The sequence below is a fragment of the Corynebacterium sp. HMSC11D10 genome (assembly GCF_001806995.1).
In the GTDB taxonomy this organism is placed as follows: Bacteria; Actinomycetota; Actinomycetes; order Mycobacteriales; family Mycobacteriaceae; genus Corynebacterium; species Corynebacterium coyleae.
Window position 1 is genome coordinate 1 of the sequence record NZ_KV787075.1, and the last position, 26,950, is coordinate 26,950.

At 60.8% G+C, this 26,950-nt stretch carries 22 protein-coding genes and 2 pseudogenes; 13 read left to right on the forward strand and 11 right to left on the reverse strand.

Going from position 1 to position 26,950, the window contains the following annotated elements; genetic code table 11:
• Positions 1–196, forward strand: a pseudogene (locus HMPREF3120_RS09610) (hypothetical protein); the annotation flags it as partial.
• 175 nt (positions 197–371) lie between these two features.
• Here the strand turns inward: HMPREF3120_RS09610 and HMPREF3120_RS09615 are convergent.
• The 8 genes from HMPREF3120_RS09615 to groL all read right to left on the reverse strand — a co-directional run bounded on the left by HMPREF3120_RS09615 (position 372) and on the right by groL (position 11,414).
• Entirely contained in the window at positions 372–4,031 is a 3,660-nt protein-coding gene (locus HMPREF3120_RS09615) for a DUF6923 family protein (protein WP_070452778.1), read from the reverse strand.
• 97 nt (positions 4,032–4,128) lie between these two features.
• Positions 4,129–5,037, reverse strand: a complete 909-nt coding sequence (locus HMPREF3120_RS09620; RefSeq protein WP_070452781.1) for a prealbumin-like fold domain-containing protein — start codon at positions 5,035–5,037, stop codon at positions 4,129–4,131.
• The gene (locus HMPREF3120_RS09625; RefSeq protein WP_070452827.1) at positions 5,037–5,945 is read right to left on the reverse strand and encodes a class C sortase; all 909 of its coding nucleotides are present in this window, start codon (positions 5,943–5,945) and stop codon (positions 5,037–5,039) included. The genes HMPREF3120_RS09620 and HMPREF3120_RS09625 overlap by 1 nt, the downstream gene beginning before the upstream one ends.
• 115 nt (positions 5,946–6,060) lie before the next feature.
• Positions 6,061–7,554 carry a SpaH/EbpB family LPXTG-anchored major pilin gene (locus HMPREF3120_RS09630; RefSeq protein WP_070452785.1) on the reverse strand — a complete coding sequence of 498 codons (1,494 nt, stop codon included), beginning with the start codon at positions 7,552–7,554 and terminating at the stop codon, positions 6,061–6,063.
• A gap of 466 nt (positions 7,555–8,020) precedes the next feature.
• Entirely contained in the window at positions 8,021–8,920 is a 900-nt protein-coding gene (gene ppk2, locus HMPREF3120_RS09635) for a polyphosphate kinase 2 (RefSeq protein WP_070422455.1), read from the reverse strand.
• Positions 8,921–9,023: 103 nt separating this feature from the next.
• Entirely contained in the window at positions 9,024–9,191 is a 168-nt protein-coding gene (locus HMPREF3120_RS12195; protein WP_168156425.1) for a hypothetical protein, read from the reverse strand.
• Positions 9,192–9,220: 29 nt separating this feature from the next.
• Entirely contained in the window at positions 9,221–9,376 is a 156-nt protein-coding gene (locus tag HMPREF3120_RS12200; protein WP_168156426.1) for a hypothetical protein, read from the reverse strand.
• A 400-nt stretch (positions 9,377–9,776) separates the two neighbouring features.
• The gene (gene groL / locus HMPREF3120_RS09640; RefSeq protein ID WP_070452788.1) at positions 9,777–11,414 is read right to left on the reverse strand and encodes a chaperonin GroEL; all 1,638 of its coding nucleotides are present in this window, start codon (positions 11,412–11,414) and stop codon (positions 9,777–9,779) included.
• A gap of 225 nt (positions 11,415–11,639) precedes the next feature.
• Here groL and HMPREF3120_RS09645 point away from each other — a divergent pair, with 225 nt between their 5' ends.
• From HMPREF3120_RS09645 to HMPREF3120_RS09675, 7 genes and pseudogenes are all read left to right on the forward strand, one after another.
• A complete protein-coding gene (locus HMPREF3120_RS09645) occupies positions 11,640–13,010 on the forward strand; it encodes a dipeptidase (RefSeq protein ID WP_070452791.1) in 1,371 nt (456 codons plus the stop codon).
• A gap of 160 nt (positions 13,011–13,170) precedes the next feature.
• On the forward strand, positions 13,171–16,149 hold the full coding sequence (locus HMPREF3120_RS09650; protein WP_070452794.1) for a Na+/H+ antiporter subunit A: 2,979 nt from the start codon (positions 13,171–13,173) through the stop codon (positions 16,147–16,149).
• The gene (locus HMPREF3120_RS09655; RefSeq protein ID WP_070452797.1) at positions 16,150–16,611 is read left to right on the forward strand and encodes a Na(+)/H(+) antiporter subunit C; all 462 of its coding nucleotides are present in this window, start codon (positions 16,150–16,152) and stop codon (positions 16,609–16,611) included.
• Positions 16,601–18,312: pseudogene (locus tag HMPREF3120_RS09660) on the forward strand (Na+/H+ antiporter subunit D). The gene HMPREF3120_RS09655 and the pseudogene HMPREF3120_RS09660 overlap by 11 nt, the downstream one beginning before the upstream one ends.
• Positions 18,312–18,833, forward strand: a complete 522-nt coding sequence (locus HMPREF3120_RS09665; protein ID WP_246815465.1) for a Na+/H+ antiporter subunit E — start codon at positions 18,312–18,314, stop codon at positions 18,831–18,833. The pseudogene HMPREF3120_RS09660 and the gene HMPREF3120_RS09665 overlap by 1 nt, the downstream one beginning before the upstream one ends.
• Entirely contained in the window at positions 18,830–19,108 is a 279-nt protein-coding gene (locus HMPREF3120_RS09670; protein ID WP_070422450.1) for a monovalent cation/H+ antiporter complex subunit F, read from the forward strand. Before HMPREF3120_RS09665 ends, HMPREF3120_RS09670 begins: the two co-directional genes overlap by 4 nt.
• The gene (locus HMPREF3120_RS09675) at positions 19,105–19,512 is read left to right on the forward strand and encodes a monovalent cation/H(+) antiporter subunit G (RefSeq protein ID WP_070452800.1); all 408 of its coding nucleotides are present in this window, start codon (positions 19,105–19,107) and stop codon (positions 19,510–19,512) included. Before HMPREF3120_RS09670 ends, HMPREF3120_RS09675 begins: the two co-directional genes overlap by 4 nt.
• Before the next feature lie 18 nt (positions 19,513–19,530).
• Here the strand turns inward: HMPREF3120_RS09675 and HMPREF3120_RS09680 are convergent, their stop codons facing one another.
• The 3 genes from HMPREF3120_RS09680 to HMPREF3120_RS09690 form a co-directional block, all read right to left on the reverse strand.
• Positions 19,531–20,661, reverse strand: coding sequence for a glutamate--cysteine ligase (locus tag HMPREF3120_RS09680; RefSeq protein ID WP_070452803.1), 1,131 nt, complete (start codon positions 20,659–20,661; stop codon positions 19,531–19,533).
• Positions 20,662–20,937: 276 nt separating this feature from the next.
• A complete protein-coding gene (locus HMPREF3120_RS09685; protein WP_168156427.1) occupies positions 20,938–21,903 on the reverse strand; it encodes a LytR C-terminal domain-containing protein in 966 nt (321 codons plus the stop codon).
• Between the two features lie 50 nt (positions 21,904–21,953).
• The gene (locus HMPREF3120_RS09690; RefSeq protein ID WP_070452809.1) at positions 21,954–22,160 is read right to left on the reverse strand and encodes a DUF3263 domain-containing protein; all 207 of its coding nucleotides are present in this window, start codon (positions 22,158–22,160) and stop codon (positions 21,954–21,956) included.
• Positions 22,161–22,175: 15 nt separating this feature from the next.
• Here HMPREF3120_RS09690 and HMPREF3120_RS09695 point away from each other — a divergent pair, with 15 nt between their 5' ends.
• Genes HMPREF3120_RS09695 through cls form a run of 5 tightly spaced genes read left to right on the forward strand, consistent with a single transcriptional unit; the run spans position 22,176 to position 26,707 of the window.
• Positions 22,176–22,748, forward strand: coding sequence for a peptide deformylase (locus tag HMPREF3120_RS09695; protein ID WP_070452812.1), 573 nt, complete (start codon positions 22,176–22,178; stop codon positions 22,746–22,748).
• A gap of 43 nt (positions 22,749–22,791) precedes the next feature.
• The gene (locus tag HMPREF3120_RS09700) at positions 22,792–23,853 is read left to right on the forward strand and encodes a hypothetical protein (RefSeq protein WP_070452815.1); all 1,062 of its coding nucleotides are present in this window, start codon (positions 22,792–22,794) and stop codon (positions 23,851–23,853) included.
• Between the two features lie 4 nt (positions 23,854–23,857).
• Entirely contained in the window at positions 23,858–24,454 is a 597-nt protein-coding gene (locus tag HMPREF3120_RS09705) for a GNAT family N-acetyltransferase, cg3035/Rv0428c family (protein ID WP_070452818.1), read from the forward strand.
• A gap of 4 nt (positions 24,455–24,458) precedes the next feature.
• A complete protein-coding gene (locus tag HMPREF3120_RS09710; protein WP_070452821.1) occupies positions 24,459–25,250 on the forward strand; it encodes an exodeoxyribonuclease III in 792 nt (263 codons plus the stop codon).
• The gene (gene cls / locus HMPREF3120_RS09715) at positions 25,247–26,707 is read left to right on the forward strand and encodes a cardiolipin synthase (RefSeq protein ID WP_070452824.1); all 1,461 of its coding nucleotides are present in this window, start codon (positions 25,247–25,249) and stop codon (positions 26,705–26,707) included. The genes HMPREF3120_RS09710 and cls overlap by 4 nt, the downstream gene beginning before the upstream one ends.
• Positions 26,708–26,950 lie beyond the last annotated feature (243 nt).

Genomic DNA, 26,950 nt, shown 5'->3' on the forward strand with positions numbered 1-26,950 from the left:
GATACTCACCCGGGCGTTACTGGATACTCACCACAGCGTTACTAAATCCGTGGTCCTAACATTCGCCCGCGCGGTTGCTAACCGCATCGCGTTTATGGACGCCGGCCACATCGTGGAGATCGCCCCACCCGAGGAGTTCTTCGCCGCCCCGAAGTCCGAACGCGCGCAACGCTTCCTGGACCAGTTGGTGTTTTAGAGGTTGGGTCGGGGCGGTTGGCTTGGCGAATCCATCCGGTCGTATATACTCGTGCTCATAGATCCCCCGTCCTCTTCGGAGGCGGGTTTCCTTTTACCCAGAACGGGCGTTGCACTGAACCTTGATGTTCAGTGCAACGCCCGTTCTGTTCGTTTACCCGCGAGGGGTGCCCCGGTTATACCTTACGACGTCCCACGAGCGCACCCGCAGCGATCAGCGCACCACCGAGCAGGATCGGCAGCTGGAGACCAGTTCCTCCTGTCTTCGGCAGATCGCCCTGGCGAACGTTGGCTACTGTCAAAACGGCATCTGTCGAGGTAAGACCCCAGGTAGATGGCGCAGATTCATTGTTCACCTGTTTCGCGATGACCTCCGAATCCTGGTCAATCACAACTGCTGCCTTGCCGTCTTTCATGGTAACCGAGAACAGAATCGGCTTAACCAGCAAACTATAGACATTTCCATCTACCACAGGAGACTTTGTCTCGATAAGTCGATAGTTACCGACTTCCAAATCATCCGCCCTGTAAAAGCCGAATTCCTCACTGAAGTCGAGCAGTTTTCGGTCCACGACATGTTCACCATCGCCAAGCTTTTCCAGAGTGAATTCGGCTCCCTCCAAACGGTTTTCAGGCTTTGGCAACTCTCCTTCAAAGTCTTCGGATGAAATCTTCACAAGACGTAAAGAAACCTTTTCATTTTTGCTTTCTGGAGGTGGAACACAGGCTGTGTCCTCGTTTGGTCCGACTTTAACTGTATTGAAGAGACCTTGATATGGCTTACATTCTTCTTCCGCCGAAAGCACTACGCCTGGGCGAACTGAGAAGACCATTTTGACGTTAAAGGAATGCATACCGTTGCTTGTAGCGTCGAATTGCTTTTCGCCTCTCGGTCGGATCTCGCCACCTTCTGAAAGGATAAACGGGCCATCTCCATTTTGGGAAGACTTTGAACGCTCACGTCCAAACTCATCAATGAAAGACCAACTTGTTCGTTCAAGCACGACACCCTCTGGCATCTGAGGTGTATCAACTACCCGCCGGTAACGCGCACTATTAGCCTTATCTTCGTTTTTAAGCAGCACCCGATAGTCAACCGTGTATGTTCCATCACCATTGTCGACCACTTGATCCTGAATGGCCTTTTTCTCGACCTTTGGGTCGACCCTGACGCTTGGACTCTCCGGCGCAGGGGCCGAAGCGGCATCCGTGTTATACGAGGTTGGAGCCCAGCCTGTCCCGACTACGGTAATCCCGAGGTCTTTAGCAGTCTTAGTCCCACTTAGCTTTTTCGTTGGATCATTAATCTTAAGCTTGATGATCTGCGCTTCATTCTGTCCGGCCGCGGACCCGCCACCAAGCCCGAACGCAATTGATCCGTCAGCCTCCACCCAAGCTTGTCCAAAGACAAGATAGCGGTTGTTCGAAGCGCCGAGAAATTGTCCCAAGGTCTGGTTCGTATCTGGAACTAGAAGGTCAGTAACATCAAGCCGAAGTCCTTGCTGCTTTCCGCTCAGATCAACGCGCTCGAGATAGATCTTCCCTTGCCCTGCTGCCCAAGTACTTTGTAGTCCCCATACATAATCTGGGGCGGAATCAATGCTGACAAAGTCCTCGGACACTGAACGGAATTTATGCTCTTGGCGCCATGGTGTTTGTCGTGGTGTCCGATCTCCGAGAGAACTCTTCGATGTTGCTTTTACATTGGCTAGATCAATTTCATATAGCCTACCTGTGCCCCAGTTCGATGAGCCGGAGACCCAGTACCGCCCCTGCGAATCGAAGGTACCAGCGTTAATTCCACTACCAAGGTCGTTAGCTACCGCATCATAATTGTTGTGGTCCTCAGGTAGCTGGCCTTCAAAGCCATCCACTTTTCCAAGGTCGTAGATCTGTCCCGTGTAGGGGTTAATTTGGAGCAAATGACCTGCAGGAAAACAGGGGTCATCCTCGTAACCGTGTCCAGTGGAGTGCCGTGGCTGACTGATCGCATACAAGTAGTTGTCTTGACGATTGTATGCAAGTGCGTTGTACACCCATCCAGTCTTCGGACCAATCTTCATCTGTACGAATCGACCATCGTAATCTTCATCGTCGATTTCGAGATAAAGCTGCGAGGAGATACGGGATCCAGAACTATTCGGACTGGCCACAATGAATCGACGAAAACCGAATTCTTCCTCTGCAACAGTCAATGAGCGCGCGGGTTGACGAGTATCGACTTTACTAGGGTCACGGTAGGTACATTTTTCACCGGGCTTCGTAATTGGAGGAACATCATCCTCCGTAATCGGCGGCGCAATCGGCAATGGTGCCGTGGTTGTGCTTGACCCATCTGGATCTTCCGTTGCTTCCTTTTCGACTACCTTTCCGTGCAGTACGATTTCCTCATCCCGCGTCGGAGCCGACCGATATGTTGTCCTCAAAGTGACAGTTGAATCTGCAGGAATTATTACGGAGTCGATTTGCTTACCATCCTTTACCGGATACCAGGTAATAACAACACGGTCTCCGTATTTTTCGACCTTTCGCTGAATTGAAACGCCTTCCGCCTTTTCAATGGGGAGAGAGAAAAATACGTCTTCAGTATTTGCTGTAGGACTCAGCGTTACGGTCGCACTCGTGAACTCGGATCGCGACTTCACGTCAAAAGTCGTCTCGTATGGATTGTTTCCCAGAGTTTTGTGCTCGGACACTGGGATACCGTCACCAGACACTACAACCGTGTGATCCTGCGGCTGGCTATCGAGATTCTGTCCCCAAACTTGCACACGGTAAAAACCACTTGCAGGCGCAACGGGATTAAGAATGACCGTATCCCCGCCCTTGAGGTACAAGTCATCGACCTTGGGAAGAAGACGGAATTCCGTATCTTCAGATTTACCGTTAGCGTTCCACCCCCACTCTCTCTTCTGAATGTCAGCGAAGGTACGGTCAACAACGGTATTCCCCCCGCGGACAACCCGGACTCGAACCGGTCCATCAATAGCCTTAGTGGCTGCATTGTCTTTGTTCTTCTTGATGGCAAATCGCGTCATCCGCCAGTTTCCGGTTTCATTCACGCGAAACTGGAGTTGTGGGTTCCCATCTAGCCAATCTGCTTTCGGACTAGTCAGCGAAAACTCTTGATCGTAAACGCCTGGGAGATCGGGAAATTGCCCTGGCTGCGAGGCTCGAAGTTCACCAACGCCAAGCTCAATTCCCGCATTAAGCTCGGCGCCGATTGTCTGCCCAAAGCCTGACTCTGCAAGTTCATCCTTAGTCGGCACATCGTTGCTGTCCGCGATTGAGTAGACAGATTCCCCGGAAGTCACTACTTCGAACTCGACTCGCATTGGTGGGATCGTGTGGAGGCCCTGGATGTCAAATGCGAGGTAATCGGCATCTTCGCCGTTAACGAATCCATAGAACTCTGGTTCAATTACGCGATCATCGATTGTGACAGAACGAATCTCCTCAATATCACCTTCACCTACACGTTTGATAGCGAACACATCTTCCTTTGACGCTTTGCCGCCAAACTCCCAGACTTCACCTTCTGGGTCTTCTACGACGACGCGTTCGACGTCACCTTCACGGGTCCAGCTAATTGGAGATTGTGAAATCTGGGGTGTAGCGGGTCCAGATCCATTATCTTTCTCAAGCTTTTCCGAGTGGAACATATCACCCTCGGTTTTGACCGGCGCTACCGAGCTAGTTTCTACAGCCTCCGACGCCACCGTGTTCTCCGCCACAGCACTCTCCGCAGCACCTGCCGTAGTCGCAGAAGCAACCCCCTCCTGCGCGTCGACCGGGTAGGAGCCCAGGCCGGCGGCGAGCGCCAACGAGGCGACCACAGCAGCGACTCCACGAACGGAGCGACGGGTGCGCGAGCTCGCAGTGGCTGCAGGCTTCATAATGTTTCGCATAATCCTTGTTCCTAAATCCGCTTATCTACCGTGTCTGTTCTTCGTTTTTGCTTCGCCGGGCCAGCACGAACCCGATCAAAATGAGCAGTCCGCCGAGTCCTGCGGCCCACAGCACGTTCGCGCCTGTGGAGGCCAGGTCGCCGCCGCGGGTGTTATCTGCCGGTTTGGTCACTGTGGTCACGGAGCTAGTTCGCGTGGTCACCACGGTGGTGGAGCCGTCGGGCCGGGTGGTGGTCAACGTGGTCTTGACCGGGGTGGTCACCGTGGTCACGGTGCTGCCCGAAGGTGTCGTTGTCCGCGCGGTGGTCCCTGGCGATGTCGGCGTTGTCGGTGTCGCTGGTGTCGACGACCCCGGCGTCGGGGTTGGCGTCGGCGACGGCGACGGGGACAGGCCCGGATCGGTGTCCCACTTGGTCACGATGACGTTGTCGTAGGTGAAACGCTCACCCGACACGTCGCCAAGCGGCAGGATGATCAGCTGCGGGCTGGAGAGGTGGTACTCGTGGTCGTCGTCAGGCGCTTGCTCCTCGAGCAGGTACAGGCCAGGCTTCAGGTAGCTGAACTGCACTCGGCCCTTCGCGTCGGTGGTCGCCCTATCGGCGTCCTCCAGTCCACGCTTCCGAACGTCCTCCATCGTGAGGTTCTTGGCGCCCTCGCGGCCTTCCTCCGTGGTCACGTCGATGCCCTTCACGCGGGAAAGCACGAAGATGGAGCCTTCGATGGCTGGTGGTTTCGCGCCGGCGGGGATGTCGTCGTTAGGGTTCGGCTCGTTCTTCTTTACCACCAGGAAGATCGGCTTGGTGGTGTCCACGCTGTTGGCGGGGATGTTTTTGTCGTTGCCGGAGACCACGCGGGCATCGGCAAACGGCATGAACGCGCCGGTGGCCAGGATGGACGCCGCGCCAAGAGTCGCGACAATCTTCGAAGCTCGCATTAGGACTGAACCTCCTTGTTCATAGCGTCCTTGCGGTCGCTCTTCTTCTTTTCGCGGATGATCCACCAGATCAGGGCCAGCAGTACCAGCAGGGAGACGCCGCCGAGGGCCCACATCCACCACTGGAAGGTGGAGGTGGATTCGTCGAGAATCTGCGCTTCGTCCGGATCCATTGGCACGCGCTCGGCGTGGACCAGCAGGCGGTGCGTGTTGATGCCGTACGGGGTGCACGTGATCAGCGTGAGCAGGTCACGGCCGGGCTCGGCGCGCAGGCTGTCGGTCTCGTCGGGGAGGACGACCTCGATGTCGTACACCTTGTACTTCATGCGCTCACCGAACGTGGAGACGTAGACTGCGTCGCCGACTTCGACGTCTGACAGGTTGTCAAACAGGGTTGCGGTAGGGATTCCAGTGTGCCCTGTAACCACGGAGTGGCTGCCTTCACCACCAACCGGAAGCGCCGTACCGAATAAGTGCCCCAAGCCTTTTTGCAGTGTGTCCTCTGCAGTGCCGTGATACAGCGGCAAGCGGGAGTCAATACTCGGAATCACAATCTGCGACATTGCAGGGAACCCCGACAGTTGGCCCAGATACTCCTGGTACGACGCATTATCCTTCGACACACGTGCTAACCAGGGATCGAGGATTGGCCCGTCCGTCTGGCTTTCGTTGTACGCCCTCGCAGCTTCGATCTCAGTATTTAATTGTGGCTCTGGCTGGTCATGCAGCAGAGATTCATAGTCCTTCGCTACCTGTTCTTGTGCTCGGTTATTCCACTGCGTAGCAACAACCGGATACATCAAGACAGCAAGCCCAAGAAGAATGATGATTGCTGGAACACCGATTCGCTGAAACAGCGACTTCGCCTCAGGCTGCCGCCTGTGCTTTGCCTTTGCCGGAGCAGTCACAGCAATCAACGTCTTTCTCAACAGGAACTATGGGGTTAAAACATGGGCGGAGTTTCACGCCCTCCGCCGACGGCGTGGTGCAACACAACGCCGGTGCTGCACCAGCACCTAACAACTAGGCAGTCTTCGAATTACGGCGAGCAACGTATGCGCCACCACCGATAATTCCGAGACCCGCAAGGACCAAGATGGCGATACCCATACCACCCGTGTTCGGCAGGAACGGAGTGGTGTCGTCCAAGTTGACGACCTCGCCTTCCTTATCACCAACCGTGATGTTCTGGAGGGAGCCAGCGTCCTTCCACAGGAGGGTGAACTCGATCGGCTGGGACAGCAGCTCGTAGCCCTTCGGAGACTTCGTCTCTACGAGGCAGTACTTTGTCCACTCATTCTTGGTGTTCTGATCGCTGTTCGCACGGTCGTTGACGTGCAGGCCGTTGATCGTCACCTTCCCGTCCTGATCCGAAACGAACAGGTTCTTGCCCTCAGTGGTCTGAAGCGCCTTATCGTTGGTGACCGCTGCCTTACAATCCTGGCCGTCAGTAGCGCCGTAGACCTTGAATTCAGCGCCCTTAAGGGCGTCACCCTTGCTGTTGACCTTCTTGAACTTGATACCGGCGTAACGGGTCTCGACCTCGTTCGTCGGCTTCTTCTTCTCTTCCTGTACGTTGTTCGGGTTGTTCTCGATCTGTACAGCGGTGTTCTTCAGGATGCCACCTTTCGGCATTTCCTTGACGTTGGCCGTGATCTCGGCGGAGATCTCCTCACCGTTGGCGATCTTCTTCACACCAGCTTCGGGGAAGGTGATGACAACTTTTTGGCCGTCGACAGCAACGGTGTAGTCAGTGCCCTTCACGTATTTGTCGCCAAGAATCTCGACCTGATCCGCAGTGGTCGTAGCCTTCGGATCCAACGTATCTTCGATCCGGTAGATCGTACGCTGCTGGCGCTCGGTGTCGATCGTCTGCGCCCACGTTTTCACCGTGTATACAACGTTCTGGCTCACGTTCTTGCCAGTATCGACAACCGACTTTTCCGGATTCTTCTGCTTATAGTTCTTCGGATATGCGACAACGTCGTACATCCACTCCGTGCCACCCGCCTGAGCGTTCGACTTCGTCATAGGAACGAACACGAGGAAGTCAGCTGCTGGGGAGTAGTCCTTCACAGGAGTGGTTTCCTTGACAAGGGAAACGCCAACCGGCAGGTCAGTCCACGAAATCTTACCGTCTGCGTCAGTCTTGGTTTCGGTCTTCACTGGAGTCTCATCGATCTCCGCGGTTTTGGGAGTCAGACCCGCGGCCTTCACCAAATCAGCATTGGTCTTCAGGGAAGCGTTGGTCACCTTGTACAGCGTGAAGCCAGCACCCGGCAGGTTCGTCCCCTCGACGGAGTCATCCTTTTCACCGGTCGGCGTGCCGGTCTTGGCCGGATCAGCCTTCTTGTAAAGGGTGATGGACCCCTTCTTATTTACATCAATCGTCGACGCGGCTACGGCAGGAGCGTTTTCCTGCGCCAGCGCGTCCTGCGCGGCGATGCCGGCGGAACCGGCGAAGGTCAGGCCTGCGGCGATTGCGATCGCAGCGGTCTTCTTCATGGCAATTGCCATAGTGGTGGTCCTTTCGGAGAAATGTTTGTCGCTGGGCCCTATTGGTCAGCGAGAGAAGTACTTCAACACGGTGGCGCGGTACATCCTCCGTGCGATTCTTCTGGGCCCAGCCTGGGCGCCACCGTAAAGTCTATTTGGTTGCACAACTTAAGTAAAGCGCAAATATGAGCCGTTTTCCCTCGTTAAGGATGGTTTCAGGCAAGTTTCCAAACCTTTGCGTTTGCTGCGAAAAGCGAGCTGGCCTTACAGACAAATGACACCGAAAAACGGGTGTTCGACGTCACATATAAGGTGGGGTGGAGATGTTCGACACACTTTTTGCGTGAGTTTTTCAAGGGATTTCTTAGCAACCGCGCTAACCGCGTCAAACACTCCCCACCAGCACGTTTACCCCGCTATACAAACGCATGAAAAAGACCCTCTGCGCCGGAATCCCGGGGCAGAGGGTCGTCGCTAAGCAGGGACTCTAGTCGCCGATCTGGTCGCGGCCGCGCTTAACGATCAACGGGTCGGGCTCGCCAACCACGTCGTGGTCCTTGTTCGTGTACTCAAACTTGGACAGGATGTAGCGCATCGCATTCAGGCGAGCGCGCTTCTTGTCGTTGGACTTGATGGTGATCCAGGGGGACTCGTCAGTATCCGTATAACGGAACTGCTCCTCTTTCGCACGCGTGTAGTCCTCCCACTTATCCAGCGACGCCAAGTCCATCGGCGACAGCTTCCACTGACGCACCGGATCCACCTGGCGGATAGCAAAGCGGGTGCGCTGCTCCTTCTGGGTCACCGAGAACCAGAACTTGGTCAGCGAAATGCCGGAGCCGAGGATCATGTTCTCCAGCATCGGCACCTCACGCAGGAACTCGGCGTGCTGCGACTCGGTGCAGAAACCCATCACGCGCTCAACGCCCGAACGGTTGTACCAGGAGCGGTCGAAGAACACGATCTCACCCGCAGCCGGGAAGTGCTCGATGTAGCGCTGGAAGTACCACGACGTGCTCTCGCGTGGCGACGGCTTCTCCAACGCAACGGTACGAGCACCACGCGGGTTGAGGTGCTCGTTAAAGCGCTTGATGGTGCCACCCTTACCGGCGGCATCGCGGCCCTCAAAAATAATGATGTGGCGCTGACCAGTATCCTTCGTCCAGTTCTGCCATTTCAGCAGCTCAATCTGGAGCGCGCGCTTCTCATGCTCATACTCATCGCGGGAGAGGCGCTCATCGTACGGGTAATTCTCGCGCCACGTCTGAATCGCAGTGCCGTCCGGCATCAGCAGCACCGGATCGTCTTCATCGGTGTCGTCCACAACCCAGCCTTCGGTCTGGGCGAGGTCGATCATCGGCAGTTCGTCATCCTTGTGGTCAGCCATACCACTCATTCTATTCCGCTTTGCCTCGCTGCGCTGGGAAAGCCCCCCACTAACAGAAAAATGCCCCGCCGCACGTAGCGACGAGGCACCTTACAGGTCGGTCTTATGCAACCAGACCAACGAGGTCGGCGAGAGCGCCTGCGAGGACGCCGAAGTTGCCAAGCAGCTCAACGAGAGCGCCCGGGATACGGGTGATTTCAGCCGGTTCGCCGTTCTGAACGCCGACGCCGGTGCCGGAGGAAAGTGCAACCCAGTTAGTCAATGCTTCCATGATATTTTCTCCTATTTAAAAAGATGCTCTTACTTGGTTGTCTTGCCGAGTTCCGGCTTCTCGGTAACCTTCGTTGCGAACGTCAGCAGAGACTCCGGGGTCTTGGTGAAGATCTTCTCGATCGCGGTTGCGAACGTCTTGAAGTCCTTGAGCGCCTTCTGGATGACCTTGAAATCTACAGGCATTACATGCTCCTAAAAGTTAGGTGCCAGTCTGTGTCTGGCTTTACTGACAGGTACTGACACCCATCGGGCGTCAGGGAGTTATTTTGCCATAGGTAACGATTACGTCAAGGGAAACTGCAGAATTGTTTTCAATGCTGACAGATATTTTTCAACACCTCACGTTTACCAAAACGTAACCATATTTCAGCTCTATCGCCTACCTGCCCAAATTCAACACAAGAGGTAAACGTCATATGAATTCGATGACGACTGTATAGACCATTCAGCGCCGAAACTCGCGACGGAAACTCCACAAACCGGAAATGGATGTGAGGGACTACACCTATTCAGGGGGTCGTCGACAAGCAATTGCGCAAAAGAAAAACGCGCCCCGAAGGACGCGTCTCTCAACAAGCGGGCGTTACATCATGCCCATTGCTTCCGGATCCATGCCCGGGTTTGCACCAGCCGGCTCCGGCTTGTCAGCCACAACCGCCTCAGTGGTCAGGAACAGCGCGGCGATGGACGCAGCGTTCTGCAGCGCGGAACGGGTCACCTTCGCCGGGTCCGCAATGCCGCTGGACAGCATGTCGACGTACTCGCCGGTCGCAGCGTTCAGACCCTCGCCATCCGGGAGGTTGGCAACCTTGTCAGCCACCACGCCCGGCTCCAGGCCAGCGTTCAGCGCGATCTGCTTCAGCGGAGCGGACAGGGCCTCGCGGACGATCTTCACGCCCGTAGCCTCGTCGCCCTCAAGGCCGAGGTCGCCCTCGAGCTCGTTGGCAGCCTGCAGCAGAGCCACGCCGCCACCAGCGACGATGCCCTCCTCCACAGCAGCCTTAGCGTTACGCACAGCATCCTCAATGCGCAGCTTCTGCTCCTTGAGCTCCACCTCAGTAGCAGCGCCGACCTTGATCACCGCAACGCCACCAGCCAGCTTGGCCAGGCGCTCCTGCAGCTTCTCGCGGTCGTAATCGGAGTCGGAGTTCTCGATCTCAGCGCGGATCTGCTTCACGCGGCCGTCGATCTGCTCCTGCTGACCAGCGCCCTGCACGATCGTGGTCTCATCCTTGGTCACCACAACCTTGCGAGCCTGACCCAACAGCTCAACGCCAGCAGTCTCCAGGGACAGGCCGACCTCTTCGGAGATGACCTGGCCGCCGGTCAGGATCGCCAGATCCTGCAGCATTGCCTTGCGACGATCACCGAAGCCCGGAGCCTTCACAGCCACAGACTTGAAGGTGCCGCGGATCTTGTTCACAACCAGGGTGGACAGGGCTTCGCCCTCAACGTCCTCAGCGATGATCAGCAGCGGCTTGCCGGACTGCATGACCTGCTCCAGCACCGGCACAAGCTCCTTGACGTTGGAGATCTTGCCGGACACCAGCAGGATGTACGGGTCCTCGAGCACGGCCTCGCCGCGCTCCATGTCGGTAGCGAAGTAAGCGGAGATGAAGCCCTTGTCAAAGCGCATACCCTCCGTAACCTCGAGGTCCACACCAAACGTGTTGGACTCCTCGACCGTGATCACGGACTCCTTGTTCACCGCACCGTTGCCAACGGCGTACATTGCCTCGGCGATCTTCTTGCCGATCTCCGGGTCAGAAGCGGAGATACCAGCGGTGGAAGCGATCTCCTCCTGGGTCTCAACTTCCTTCGCCTGATCCAGCAGGTACTTGGACACCTTGTCGGTGGCAGCCTGAATGCCGCGCTTGATGCCCATCGGGTTGGAGCCAGCAGCAACGTTGCGCAGGCCCTCGCGCACCAGTGCCTGGGCGAGAACGGTAGCGGTGGTGGTGCCGTCACCGGCGACGTCGTCGGTCTTCTTGGCGACTTCCTTGACCAGTTCCGCACCGATCTTCTCGTACGGATCCTCGAGGTCAATCTCGCGAGCGATGCTCACGCCGTCGTTGGTAATCATCGGAGCGCCCCAAGACTTCTCCAACACCACGTTGCGGCCCTTCGGGCCCAACGTGACCTTTACAGCGTCAGCCAGAGTGTTCAGGCCGGTCTCGAGGCCGCGACGTGCTTCCTCATCAAATGCAATCATCTTTGCCATGTGAGTGTGTCACTCCTTATATATAGGCGTACGTGGACGATCACTCAGTTCGTCGGTGCAAGCAGGCGCCCGCGACGGCACGGCTGACGAGTGGTCTCAGCCTCACCCGCTCTTCTTCGTTTATTTGGCACTCGGTTGAGATGAGTGCCAGCCACATTTTTAGCACTCTCGGGGGTTGAGTGCAAGAGACGCAGGGGCTGGCTCGGTTGCTGCTAGCGTAGTGCCATGACTGACGCACAGAACAGCACAAGCAACAGCACAGCAACCTACGCACCACAGCGCGACCGGATCTTCGCGGATCTGTCCAAGTTGGTGTCCTTTAACTCCCCGCACTCCACCCCGGCCCTGAAGGACGAGCACGAGGCAGCGTGTGTGTGGACGGTCGAGGCGCTCAAGGACCTCGGCTTTGAAGTCACCCGCTACCCGACGGTGGACGACGCGGACACGATCGTCGCTACGAAGCCAGCGAAGAACGGCATGCCGACGGTGCTGCTGTACTCGCACTACGACGTCGTCCCGGCGAACGATCCAGAGGCTTGGACGAACAACCCGTTCGAACTCACCGAGCGTGACGGCCGCTGGTACGGGCGCGGCGCCGCGGACTGCAAGGGCAACCTGGCCATGCACCTGGAGGCACTGCGCCTCGTCGAGGAAAACGGCGGCACGGACCTGGGGCTGAAGGTTGTCGTCGAGGGCTCCGAGGAGCTCGGTGGGGATGACGGTCTGGGTAAGTTGATCGTCGACAAGCCTGAGGTGTTTGAGGCGGACGCGATCCTGATCGCAGACTCCGGCAACGTCGCTGTCGGTGTGCCGACGCTGACCACTTCCCTGCGCGGCGGCGCCCAGATCAACGTGACGGTGGAAACGCTCAAGGGCGCGATCCACTCCGGCGGTTTCGGCGGCGCGGCTCCGGATGCGGCGCACGCACTGATGGTCATTGCAACGTCGCTTTTCGACGAGCACGGCCGCACCACCATCGACGGCGTGGACACCACCGCGAAGTGGGACGGCGACCCGTACGATCCGGAAACGTTCCGCGGCGACGCGACCGTCCTGGACGGCGTGGAACTGCTGGGCACCGCAGACGATAACCCGGCTGACCTGGTGTGGGCGCGCCCGGCCGTGACCATGATCGGCTTTACCTCCACCCCGGTTGCAGAGGCGATGAACGCGGTGAACCCGCGCGCGGAAGCACAGTTCAACCTGCGCGTCCCGGCTGGCCAGGATTCCGCCAAGGTGGCGGAGAAGATGGTGGAGCACATCAAGGCCCACACCCCGTGGGGCGCCAAGGTGGACGTACAGGTCAGTGGCGTGAATCAGCCGTTTTCTACGGATGTGGAAGCGGAGGCCGTCGCAAAGCTTGGGCAGTGCCTGAAGGAAGCGTACGGGGCTGAAGAGCTGGCTGTCGTAGGCACCGGCGGCTCGATCCCACTGACCATCACCCTGCAGGAGCAGTTCCCCAACGCGGAGATCGCACTGTACGGCGTGGAGGAGCCGCTGTGTGGCATTCACGGTGTTGACGAGTCCGTCGACCCGACCGAGATCGAACATGTGGCCATCGCCGAGGCGATGTTCCTGCAGCAATACGGGAAGTAAGAAAAATTCGCTACAGTGGCAAAAAGACGGCCGCGCCACTGGTGTTGACGCGTTGTATCTTGTTGCCGCGATGAGCAAGTTATTTCTGTGTGAACTGGAAAGCCCCTGAGGTTAGGCGCGCCAACGGTACGACCGACCTCAAAGGAGGGCTGCCAGAAACGTGCTCACGTTACTTCTTGCGCTCACGGCTGCCAGCGCCATCGCCCCGGTGCTGCTGCGCAGCATCGGCCGCTCGGCGTTCGCCCTACTGGCGTTGGTGCCGCTCGGCGGCTTCCTGTGGGTGGTCAAACTCTTCGCCGACGGGGTGTTCCGCGACGGCGGGGAGATCGTTTCCACGTTCACGTGGATGCCATCGACCAACCTCAACTTAGAGTTTCGCCTCGATGCCCTAGCAGCGCTCTTTAGCCTGATCATCCTGGGTGTCGGGGCGCTTGTGTTGTTCTACTGCTGGGGCTACTTCGACTCGAACCCGCGCAGGCTGGCCAAGTTCGGGTTTGAGCTCAGCGCCTTCGCCATGGCCATGTACGGCTTGGTCATCTCGGACAACTTCCTGCTCATGTACGTGTTCTGGGAGTTGACCTCGATCCTGTCGTACATGCTGGTGTCGTATTACGGGGAGCGGGCGACCTCCAGACGCGCAGCCATGCAGGCGCTGATGGTCACCACGATGGGTGGCCTGGCCATGCTGGTGGGCATCAACCTCCTAGGCTTCAACGCCGGCATCTGGCGTCTGTCCGAGGTGTCCCAGATCGCCGACATCGAGGGCACCCCGGCGATCTCCGCGGCAATCGTGCTGATCATGTTGGGTGCGCTGACCAAGTCCGCCCAGGCCCCGTGGCACTTCTGGTTGCCCGGCGCGATGGCGGCGCCGACGCCGGTGTCGGCGTATCTGCACTCGGCGGCGATGGTCAAGGCGGGTATTTATCTCGTCGCTAGGCTTGCGCCCGACATGTCGGCGGTGACCACGTGGCACCTGCTGGTGCTGTCTACGGGTGGGTTCACCATGCTGCTGGGTGGCTGGATGGCGCTGAAGCAGCGCGACCTGAAGCTGGTGCTGGCGTACGGCACGGTGAGCCAGCTGGGCTTCATCATCACGGTGATCGGCGTGGGGTCGCGTGAGGCCGCGATGGCGGGGCTTGCGATCACGTTCGCGCACTCGCTGTTTAAGGCCGCGCTGTTCATGATTGTGGGCACGATCGACCACGCCACCGGCACGCGCGACATCCACGAACTGTCGGGGCTGGGCAAGAAGCAGCCGTTGTTGGCGGGGTTGGCCATTGTGTCGGCTGCGTCGATGGCTGGCATCCCGCCGCTGTTCGGGTTTGTGGCCAAGGAAGCCGCGCTGGAGATGATCCTGCACGAGGAGTTGCTCACCGGTATGCCGGGCAGGATCACGCTGGTAGTGATGGTCGCTGGTTCCATCCTGACCATGGCGTACTCGCTCTACTTCCTGCACGGTGCCTTTGCGACGAAACCAGAGCACGACCGCAAGCCTTCCGAAGCCGTGCGCGACATGCACCGGGTGGGCCCCACACTGTGGCTCTCCCCCGCCATCCTGACCGCCGGCACGATCGTGTTTGGCCTGGTGCCGGCGCTGCTGTCGGACCCGATCAACAACCACCTCGACGCGCGCTTCCCCGACGTGGAAGGCGAAACGCTCGCGCTGTGGCACGGCATCAACGTGCCGCTGATCCTGTCTGCGGTAATCATCACTGCGGGCGCGATCATGTTCTGGCAGCGCGACCTGGTGGCAAAGGCCCAGTTTGAACAGCCCGCGCTGGGTAACGCCAACGCCGTCTACGACACCATCCTGAGCAAGCTGCACCACTGGTCGATGCGCCTGACCGCGTCCACCCAGCGTGGTTCGTTGGCGATCAACCTGGGTGTCATCTTTGCCACGCTGATGGTTGTGCCGTTGGCTGCGCTGATCCTGGGGGCGTCGAACAACATCCGCATGATCGTGTGGGAAAACGTCTGGCAAGGCCTGATCGTGATCATCATGGCGGGCATGGCGTTCTTTGCCACCCTGCAGCGCAACCGCCTGTCTGCCGTGGTCATGGTCGGCATGACCGGCTACTGCCTGGCCATGATCTTCGCGCTGCACGGCGCACCGGACCTGGCGCTGACGCAGGCGCTGGTGGAGACCATTGTGATGGTTATCTTCATGCTGGTGCTGCGCAAGATGCCCACAGAGGTCGAGCCGCGTCACGACGACAACCGTCTCCGCGCCTGGCTCTCCATCGGCACCGGCGTATCAGTGGTGGTCGTGGCGATGACGGCGATGTCCGCGCGCGTGGCCGATCCGATCTCCACAACCATGCCGGAGTTGGCCTACGAAATCGGGCACGGCCGCAACACCGTCAACGTGCTGCTGGTGGACCTGCGTGCCGCCGATACGTTGGGCGAAATCACCGTACTGGTCATCGCCGCAGTGGGTGTGGCCAGCCTGATCTTCGGCACCGGCAAGTTTGAAACCCAGTCACGCCGCCCGACCCTGCAGACCACAAAGGCCCGCTGGTTGGCCTCCGGCGTGAACGACGAAACCGCACAGAACCGCTCCCTGATGGTGGAGGTTGCCACCCGCATCCTGTTCCCATCGATGATGCTGCTGTCGGCGTACTTCTTCTTCTCCGGCCACAACGCCCCAGGCGGCGGGTTCGCAGGCGGCCTTGTCGCCGCACTCGCGCTCACGCTGCGCTACCTGGCGGGCGGTCGCAAGGAGATTGAAGCAACCCTGCCGGTGCACCCAAGCAAGGTGCTCGCCGCTGGCCTGCTGATGTCCGCCACTGCGGCGGTCGTGCCCATGTTCTTCGGCAACCCGCCACTGACCTCTGGGTACGCCACGTTCAGTCTGCCGCTCATCGGCGAGTTCGACGTCCCATCCGCCCTGCTTTTCGACGCCGGCGTCTACGCCATCGTCGTCGGCCTCATCATGCACGTGCTGGCCTCCATGGGCGCCCACATCGACCTCGAAGAAGAGTCCCGTAAGCAGCGCGCCCGCGACCGCGCCATCGAACTGCAAGAGAAGAACCGCAGGCGCCGCGAACAGCAAAAGCGTGATCGCCTGCAGCGGTTTGATGAGCGGGCGGCGGTGTCGTCGGCAGGGTCGTCGTCGATTAGCAAGAGCTCGGAGAAGTAAATGGAAGCGAACCTGTTCTTACTCATCGGCTCGGGCGTACTCATCGCGTGCGGTGTGTACCTCATGCTGGACAAAGCAATGACGCGCATGATCATGGGCGTGCTGCTCATCGGCAACGGCGCGAACCTGCTGTTGCTGCAATCCGGCGGCCGGGCGGGCTCCCCGCCGATCATCGGACGCGACTCCGAAGCCGTCGCCGACTCCGCCGACCCGCTGGCGCAGGCGATGATCCTGACCGCCATTGTCATCTCGATGGCCATGGTCGGATTCATGCTTGCGCTCGCATACCGCCAGTACCGCTACCGCACCGACGACCTGGTCCAACGCGACGAGGAAGACCGCGCCATTGCGGTGCGCCCCTCCACGCCGACGGGCGACCGCGACGAAGAGGAAGCAGCCGGCAAGGCAGCCACGGCAGCATCCTTCGAGGAGCCGGTCAAGGCGGTGGACCGTGAAAAATAGTCTGTTCACCCTCGCCGACTGGGCCCTGTCCGCAGTGCCCTACCTGACGGTGCTGATGATTCTGCTGCCGCTCATCTCCGCGGCGTTCATCCTGGTGTTCCGCGGCGTGAACCTGCAGCGCTTCATCGCCCTGCTGACCCTGGCCACACTGACGGTCATGTCGGCGGTGCTGATCATCGTCGCCGACACCCACGGCATCCAAACGGTGCAAATGGGCGGCTGGGAGGCGCCGATCGGGATTACGTTGGTGGCGGACAGGTTGTCGTCGATAATGTTGTTCGTCTCCTCGATCGTGCTGGTCGCGGTGATGTGGTACGGCATCTCCCAAGGCCTGCGCGATGGTGACGACGACGACCCGATCGCCGTGTTCCTCCCCTCCTACATGCTGCTGAGCATGGGCGTGAACCTGTCGTTTTTGGCCGGCGACCTGTTCAACCTGTACGTCGGGTTTGAGATCTTCCTCGTCGCCTCATACGTGCTGCTCACCCTGGGTGCGTCGCCGCAACGCGTGCGCGCCGGCATCGGTTACGTGATGGTGTCCATGGCGTCGTCGATGGTGTTCCTGTTCGCGCTCGCACTCGTGTACGCGTCCGTGGGCACCATGAACATGGCGCAGGCGGGCATCCGCATGGAAGACGTGCCCACCGGCACCAAGGCAGCAATCTTTGCGACGATCCTCATCGCCTTCGGGATCAAAGCCGCCGTCTTCCCCCTGGACGCCTGGCTGCCGGACTCCTACCCCACCGCCGCCTCCATCGTCACCGCCGTGTTCGCAGGCCTTCTGACCAAAGTCGGCGTGTACGCCATCATCCGCATGCGCTCCACCGTGTTTACCGACGGCTCCCTCGACTCCATGCTCATGTGGGTCGCACTTTTGACCATGATCGTGGGCGTGATGGGCGCGATCGCCCAAAACGACATCAAACGTCTCATGTCCTTTACCCTGGTCAGCCACATCGGCTACATGATCTTCGGCGTGGCCCTCGGATCGGTCGCGGGCCTGTCGGGTGCGATCTTCTACGCCGTACACCACATTCTGGTGCAGACGTCACTGTTCCTGGTGGTCGGTCTCGTGGAAAGGCAAGCAGGCTCCGCCCAACTGCGACGCCTGGGCTCCCTGCTCTACACCGCACCCGTGATTGGCGTGCTGTACCTCGTCCCAGCGCTCAACCTCGGCGGCATCCCGCCCCTGTCCGGCTTCCTGGGCAAAGTCATGCTCATCCAAGCCGGTGCCGAAGACGGCTCCTGGCTCGCCTGGACCCTCATCGGCGGCGCAGTGGTCACCTCGCTGCTCACCCTGTACGCCATGATGAACGTCTGGTCCAAAGGCTTCCTGCGAGATCGCGCCGACGCCCCCGAAGGCGACGTCGTCCTCGCCCGCCCCGCCAACCTTGCCGAGCGCGGGAGACCGTCTCTGCCGGCGAACGCGACGACGTCGGCCGCATCCCCGTCGGTATGTTCCTCTCCTCCGCACTGCTGGTGCTCGCCTCCACGTCGATTACGTTCCTGGCCGGCCCGATCTCCAACATCACCGACCGCGCCGCCCAATCCGCCCAAGACGTGACCATCTACCGCAGCGCAGTTCTTATCGACGACCCCACCCACGCCACCCGCAACCTCGACGCATTCACCGAACCCACCGATTCCCACGGCGGGCACGACTCGCTGATGAACCGTCGCAACCAGGAGGTGCGTAACTGATGAGCCTGCTCACCGGTGTAAAAAACCGCATGCGCCCCGCCTCCGTCGCGTGGCTAACCTTCATGTGGGTCCTGCTCATGGGCGAAGTGTCCTGGGGCAACGTCGCCGCCGGCCTCGCCTTAGGCGTCGTCATCGTGCTGGCGTTGCCGCTGCCGCGCGTACCCCGCAGTGGCAACCGCATCCACTGGCCACGCCTGATGGCCTTCGTCGGCATCTGGCTGTGGGACCTCATCGTCGCCTCCGCCAAAGTGGCCTGGCTCTCGCTGCGGCCCCAACCGCAACCCAAAAACGGGATCCTGCGCGTGCCCATGCGCGTCAGCAACGAATTGGTGTTCTACCTGGCCACCTGCGCCTACAACCTGCAGCCCGGCGGCACCGTCACCGACATCGACCTGGCCAACCGCGAATGGACCATCCACGTCCTCGACGCGTCCACCCCGGCCGACATCGAACGCGAAATTGCCAACGTAGCCACCCTGGAACGCCAAATGATCGGGATCTTCGAAAGCAGGAGCAAATGAACGAAACGATCTACAACGTCTTCCTCGCCATAGCCGCCATCTTCATCTTCGCCGGCTTCTTCATCCTCGCCTGGCGAGTCATCGTCGGCCCCGACTCCCTCGACCGCGTCCTAGCTAACGACGGCATCACCGCCTCCCTCCAGTGCGCCCTCGCCCTCTACATCTGCTGGACCTTAGACACCACCGTGGTCAACGTGATGATCGTCATCGCACTCCTCGGCTTCATCGCCTCCCTGTCCGTCGCCCGCTTCCGCAAGAGGGATGGTTCCCTATGATCACCGACATCATCTCCCTGATCTTCATCCTGCCCGGCGCGTTCATGGTCTTCTCCGCCGCCGTCGGCACCGCACGCTTCAACTCCACCCTCGCGCGCGTCCACGCCATCACCAAACCCCAAACCACCGGGCTCGTACTGTTCATGATCGGCACCATCATCCGAGTCACCACCGCCGAAGACTTCGGCGTCCACGAAAAAGGCGACATCGGCATCATGATCCTGCTGGTCATCTTCGCCCTCATGACCAACCCCGTCACCGGCCAACGCCTCGGCCGCATCGCCCGACGCGAAGGCCTCTACGGCGAAGACGGCCAACTCACCCGCAACGACCGCCCCGCCAGCTACCACCCCAAGCGCATCAACCCCAACAAGCCCACCGAAACCGAACGGCCGGCGGGCTAAGGGCTGGCTGCTACGGCGCTACGGCGTGAGTTCCCACATTTCGTCGCAGGTCGCGTCCACAACCGCCTTCCAATCACCCGTGCGCTGGTAAATCTCCCGCTGGCGCTGGTAGCCAGCGCCGCGCTCGACGGTCTCGCTGACCAGCCGTAGCTCGTCGAGGCAGTTGAGGTCTTGGGCCGTGGGCGTGAGTTCGTCGATAAGCAATTGCAACTCGTGCTTAATCCAGTCCTCGTCCGTATCGCGGCTGGTGATCACAAGCGCGTCCATGCCATAGCGGGCGCCGCGCCACTTATTCTCCGCGACGTGCCACTGCTGCAGGGTGGGCAGGGACTCGCCGCGATCGAGCATCCGGTCGTAGTGGACCACGAGACAGTGCGTGAGCGCCACGACCGCGGCGAGCTCGCGCAGGTTAGACGTGGCATCCGAAATGCGAACCTCGATCGTGCCCCACTTCGCGGCCGGACGGACATCGAAATGCATCGAACCCGTGTGATTAATCACGCCCGAAGTCTGCTGATCGCGCATAAACGCAACCCACTCATCCCAATCCTGGAACTGATACGGCATACCCGCGGTGGGCAACTGCTGGTAAAGCATCGTGCGGTTCGAAGCGTAACCCGTATCGATGCCGTCCCAACCCGGACTCGAGGCGCTTATCGCGAGCAGGTGCGGGTACTTCGTCATCACCGCATTAATGATCGGCCACACCTTGTCCTCATGACTGATGCCCACGTGGCAGTGGATACCCCACAACAACATGTGCTGACCCCAATACTGGGTGCGATCCGCGATCTCCTGATACGTGTTCTTCGGACTCAGCGGATTCGTGCGGAAATCCGAAAACGGGTGGCCGCCGCTCGCCCACAGGCGGAGGTTCTTCTCATCCGCGACCTCCTTGATCGCTTTGAGGTCGCGCTGGAGGGCGTCGACCGCCTCCCTGGTATTCGTGCAGATCGGCGTGACAAGCTCGATCGTGTTCTGCAGAAACTCCGGCTCCAGGTGCACGTCCGGATTGCGCTTCTGCACCTCCTCGATCACCTCAGCCGCACGCGGCACAAGGTCGCGCGTTTCCGGGTCGACGAGACAAATCTCCCACTCGACACCGAGGGTAGGGGCGGCCGACCTGGCAAAATCGCGAAACGGATCCATAGTCAGCCAGCCTAACCGCTTCGGTTCCCGGGACTGGCATGGCGAAGCGGTTTATATGCGGGGCGGTGCTGTTGGGGTTCCGCCTTCCACACAGATGGTGAGGACGCAACGGAGAGCTTGCCGATTTTTGGCCATCTTCACCCTTGCATTCTCACCATGTGGAGGTCGGGTGCCGGTGTGGTGTCGTCGCAAAGCTAAACGGCGCCTCCTACACGGCATATTTCGCTAATCTTCGACGAAATGCACCGTGTAGGAGGCGCCGTTTGGAGGCTAAAACTAGCCGGCGAGGACGACCGCGACCGCACTGCGGTTATTCGCGGCCTGCTCCGGAAGGCCGACGGCGCCCTCCGGGATGTCATTCTTGGCGCGGGCGGTGCCACCGACGCGGCGGGCGATGTCGGCAGCGACCTGCTCAGCACCCGGGGTGGCCGGGTCGAAGAACACGTAGGTCTCCGGGAAGATGCCGTACTGCTGCTCAGGCATGTTCATCGTCGCAGCGTCCTGGGACTGATTAGCGACGTTGAACTGACCCTTAAGCTGGTCCGCCGTGCGATTAGCCAGGTCAGCGATGCCGGAGTTGTTGTAGACGAAGACCTGCGCGCTCGCATTGTCGAGCTGCGCGCCCTGCGGGGCAGGAGCCGGAGCCGGTGCCGGGGTCTCGGCGTTCGGGTCTTGCGCGTTGGGGTCCTGGGCCTGGTCGCCTTCGCGCTGTTCAGCGTTCGGGTCCTGCGGCGCGTTCGGGTCCTGGGAGGCGTTGGGGTCCTGGGCGCCCTGGCCCTGGCCCTCGCCAGGCTGGGCCGCGGATGGGGCGGCCTCAGCGGTAGCGGAGGTGGAGGTTTCGGACGAGGCGGAGGATGCGGCGTTGTTGTCGTCGCCCTTCTGGGTCATCGCCCACAGGGCCCAGAGCAGCAGCAACGCAGCAACGGCGATAAGGATCATGGCGAGGCCACGGCGGGGCAGGCCGCCCTGGGCAGCGGCGCCCGCCCCAGCACCGGCTCCAGCAGCGCCAGCGCCGCCAGCGGTGACGGCGGTCGAGCCGGCACCGGCACCGGCGGCGTAGCCTGCGTACGCCTCGTCGTAGGCCTCGTCATAGTCATAGTCGGCGTCGTCGTCACGACGGTGCGCGCCGCGGTATTCCTCGGCGGGTGCGTCGGTGGGGGTGTCGTCGATAATTTCGGCGTCGAGGGGCTCGTCGCCCACGTTGTCGTAGCGGGGGTCGTTGCCATACTGATCTTTAGTCACAGCAGCAACAATAGCCACACCTGGTGGGGGGAGGGAGGCAACACACCGGGTTAGGCGTCGCGAAGCCGTTGCAATCGCCGCACCAACTGAGGCTCCGCCGCGAGCGCATCCGGATTATCCAAAAGGACGTTGAGGCGCTGGTAATAGCGGATCGGCGTCATGCCAAGTTCGGCACGGATAGCGTCCTCGCGCTTGCCGAGGGACCGCGGGGCGCGCGCGGCGAAACGGAGCACGGCGAGGTCGGTGTCGGAAAGCATGCCTAATATATTGGCATGACCATCCGACCCATCGTTATCCACGGCGACCCTGTGCTGCACGAACCGACCAAACAGGTCACGCAGCCCGTTGAGGAACTGCAGGAACTCATCGCCGACATGCACGAAACCATGGACGCCGCCCACGGCGTGGGCCTGGCCGCCAACCAGATTGGTGTGCCGCTGCGCCTGTTCGTCTACCACTGCCCCGACGGCGACGAGATGCGCCGCGGCACCGTGATCAACCCGGTGCTGGAAACTTCCGAAATTCCGAAGACAATGCCTAGCGACGACGGCGAGGACGACGAAGGCTGCCTCTCCGTGCCCGGCTACTCGTGGCCGACTGGCCGCGCCGACTGGGCCAAAGTCACCGGCCTGGACGAGAACGGCAACGAGATCGAGGTGGAGGGCACCGGCTTCTTCGCGCGCTGCCTGCAGCACGAGGTCGGCCACCTGGACGGCTTCCTGTACACCGACGTGCTCACCGGCCGTTACAAGAAGGAAGCGAAGCGCGAAATCCGCGACAAGGGCTGGCGCGAGCCGGGCAACACGTGGCTTCCAGGCACCGACGAGGATCCGTTCGGCCACTAACGCGGTATGATGTGCGGGACTGTCTATTTTTCCGGAGGCACCCATGCGCATCCCCGCCGTCATCGCCGCGACTGCGATCACGCTGACCACTCCCGCTGCGCCCGAAACGCCGCTCGAGCAGCTGCTTAGCGACGTCACCGAGACCCGCACCACCTCCCTCACCGCACTTAAGGAAGCGGATGGAGAGGACGAGGTCCGCGAGATCCTCACCGATTGGCGCAAGAACCTCATCGAGGCCGCCGACGACCTTGAGGAGCTTCGCGAGGACGCCGGCGACCTGACCGACGAGGAAGAAGCCGAGTTCGACGAGGCAGCCGACGCCCTCAAGGCCGAGCGCGCCGGTGTGCGTAAGTTGCGCTCAGAGCTTTTACTTAACGACGACACCGTCGTCCTCCCCTCCGCCCTCAAGGGCCTCGACGGCATTTTGGGCACCACCGCCTTCGACGCCTTCGAGCGCTCCGAGAACGGCGACGCCCGCATCATCTACGGCATCCCGGGCAGCAAGGAAGAGGCTGCCGCGTCGGAGGATACGACTGCGGAGAAGGCTGGCGAGAAGGCTTCGGAGAAGGCTGCTGTTCCGGCAACCACGGTGTCGACCACCCCGAAGACTACTGCGCCGAAAACCACTGCACCGGAGGTCACCGAGTCGCTGAGCCTGCGCGCCGAGCGGATGCAGGACGAGACCACCACCTCGGAGACCACTGAGTCCACCACCAGCGAGAAGACCACGACGAACACGTCGTCCGGCACCGAGACCACAAGCACCACGACCGGTACGACTACCGGGCAGACCACAACCTCCGGCACTTCGTCGAGCACGACGTCCAGCGCGCCCGCCACGACCTCGTCGTCTTCGTCCTCCTCTTCGTCGACGACGTCGGCGTCGGTGCTGCAGAACCGCACCACCTCTGCAACGTCGAGCACCACGCGTTCGACCACGTCCTCCTCGAGCACCTCGCGCACCACGACCAGCACCGAAGATGAGCGCGACGGCGACCTCGCCGACACCGGCACCCCGATGCGTGGCCTGATCGGCCTGGGCGTGCTCGCGCTGCTGGCCGGTGTGGCGTTTATGTTGCCGGGTGCGGGTAGGGCTCGTCGATAAGAAAATGTCGCGTATTTTCCGCTCGGATGACGTGGGGGTGGGTGACCGCGTCGTGGTCAGGCAGCGGCGCGGCGAGCACGCCAGCGACATCATCGGGCACGTCGTGTCGCTCGACCCGCTGGTGGTGCGGCCGCAGGAGGTGGGTGGCTTCCCGTCCTCGAAAGAGGCGATCGAGGTGGCCAACGTGCACATCATTAAGAAACTCTCCGCCCGCACGGTGCGCAACTCCGAAATCCGCGCGCTGGAACGCCGCATTGCCGACGACATCCCCACCACCGAAGAAGCCTGGGCCGAAGGCTGGCTCATGCGCACCGGCAAGACCGACGAGGCAAACTCGGCCGTACCGCTCGGGCCGTCGGCGGGCCTGCAACCAGTACCTATCGACGCCATCCGCGCCTTCTACCGCGAACGCAACCTGCCAGTGCGACTCTTGATCCCGGAGCGGATCGGGAAACCCGCGCTGAAACTCCTCACCGACGAATGGACGCTTGCGGAGGAGCAGGTGGCGTGGGTGGATGGTGAGGGGTACGGGGTGTCGTCGATTAGCAATGTGCCCGAAGGAGCACTCGAACACCACCGTCGGCGGCTGGCGCTAGGCTAGGCGCATGCGAATCGCCACCTGGAACGTCAACTCCGTGCGCACCCGCGCGGAACGCATCGCCGCATTCCTCGAACGCAACGACGTGGACGTGCTCGCGATGCAAGAAACCAAAACCGCAGACGCAACATTCCCCTACGCCACCTTCGAAGCCGCAGGCTACGAGGTCGCGCACGTGGGCGTGAACCAGTGGAACGGCGTGGCCATCGCCTCCCGAGTGGGGTTGGACAACGTGCGCGACCACTTCGACGGCCAACCCGCATTTGCAAAGAAGGGCGAGCCCGAGGTGGAGGCGCGCGCGGTCGGCGCCGACTGCGGCGGCGTGGAAGTGTGGAGCCTGTACGTGCCCAACGGCCGCGAGATCGGCGACCCGCACTACGACTACAAACTGCAATTCCTGTGGTCCCTGGCGGAGTCGGTGCGCCCCGGCGACCTGCAGGTGTTCATGGGTGATTTCAACGTCGCACCCCGCGACGAAGACGTGTGGGACGTCGCCTGGTTCGAAGGCAAAACCCACGTCACCGAACCCGAGCGCGCCGCGTTCCAGATGCTGCTGGAGGCGGGGTTGTACGAAATTCGTCACGACAACCCCTACACGTTCTGGGACTACAAATCCGCGCGCTTCCAACACAACGAAGGCATGCTCATCGACTTCCAACTCGCCACTGCCCCCATGCGCGACCTAGTCAAACGCGCCTGGGTGGACGTCGACGAACGCCGCGGTAAAGGCGCATCCGACCACGCACCCGTGATCGTCGATTACGACACGCGCGGCCTCTCCTATAATGAGGTCCGATGAATATCGACCTCGGATGGTGGCAATTCGCCGCAATGGTCCTCGACTACGCCATCAAATTCGTCATGATCGGTGTGGTCCCAGGCGGCCGCAAGCCGTCGTCGGCAAACGCGTGGCTCCTGCTCATCCTGCTGCTGCCCGTCGTCGGCCTGCCGCTGTACCTCCTCATGGGCTCCACGTTCGTGTCACGACGCCGCCACCGCATCCAAGTTGAAGCACGCCGACACATCGACGACTCCAACCTCAACGTCGCCGACTTCCCCGCCGACGAAGAACTGCCCGACGTCACCACCTCCATCGTGCGCCTCAACCGCACCCTCACCGGCTACCCCGCCGTCCACGCCGACGTGCGCGCACTCTGGACCGACTACCACAAAACGATGCACCGCATGGCATCGCTCATCGACGACGCCACCTCCCACGTCAACATCGAAATCTACGCCGTAGCCTGGGACGACACCACCGACGTCGTCTTCCGCGCCATCGAACGAGCCGTCGCCCGCGGCGTCCACGTCCGCCTCCTCTTCGACCACATCGGCAGCCAAAAATACCCCGGGTTCCGGAAACTGAAACGCCGACTGACCGAAATCGGCGTCGACTGGCACATGATGCTGCCACTCGCCCCACTCCGCGGCCGCTGGCGCCGCCCCGACCTACGCAACCACCGCAAACTCCTCGTCGTCGACTCACGCGTAGCCATGCTCGGGTCCTTCAACCTCATCGACCGCTCCTACCTCCTCCGCCGACACCGCCGCGCCGGCCGCCAATGGGTCGACGCGTTTGTCGAACTCGAAGGCCCCATCGTCGCGTCCGCCGACTCCATGTTCGCCACAGACTGGTACAGCGAATCAGGCGAGGTGATTGAGCAGGCGCCGGTGAGGGAGTCGTCGACAAGCAATGGCGTGCTCCAACTCGTCCCCTCAGGACCCGGATACCTCACAGAACCGAACCTGCGCATGTTCGTATCCATGATCCACAACGCAAAAACGCACGTCACACTGTGCTCGCCCTACTTCGTACCCGAAGAATCCCTGCTGGAAGCCATCACCTCCGCCTGCTACCGCGGCGTACGCGTCGACCTCCTCGTCGGCGCCAAATCCGACCAATTCATGGTCCAACACGCCCAATCCGCCTACTACGAACAACTCCTCAAAGCCGGCGTGCGCATCTGGGAATTCCCCGCGCCATTCGTGCTCCACACCAAGTTCGTACTTATCGACGACGGCCTCCCCGGCTCCTCCGCCGTCGTCGGATCCTCCAACATGGACATCCGCTCCTTCAGCCTCAACTACGAATCCTCCCTCTTCGTCGCCTCCGGGACGCTGCTGCACATGCTGTCCGAACTCGGCACGTGTTATCTAGCCGTGTCGCGGGAGTTGACCCTGGAGCGGTGGGATCAGCGGCCCTGGTACAGGCGCTACATCGACAACGTGATGAAACTGACCTCCGCCCTGCAGTAGGGGTGTGTGGGCTGGGTGCGTGGGGTGACTGGGTGGCCCTTGCGTCGCTTCCCCGCCCGGCCCCAGCCCGGCCCTTGCCGTCCGCCCGGCCCTTCCCGCGCTCTTCCCTGTCCCCTTTTCCGCAGATGGTGAGAACGTAACGGAGAGCTTGCCGATATTTTGGCGTCTTCTCCGTTGCGTTCTCACCATCTGCGGGAGTGGGCGGGTGGGAGTGGGCGGGTGGGAGTGGGCTGGCGGTAGTGG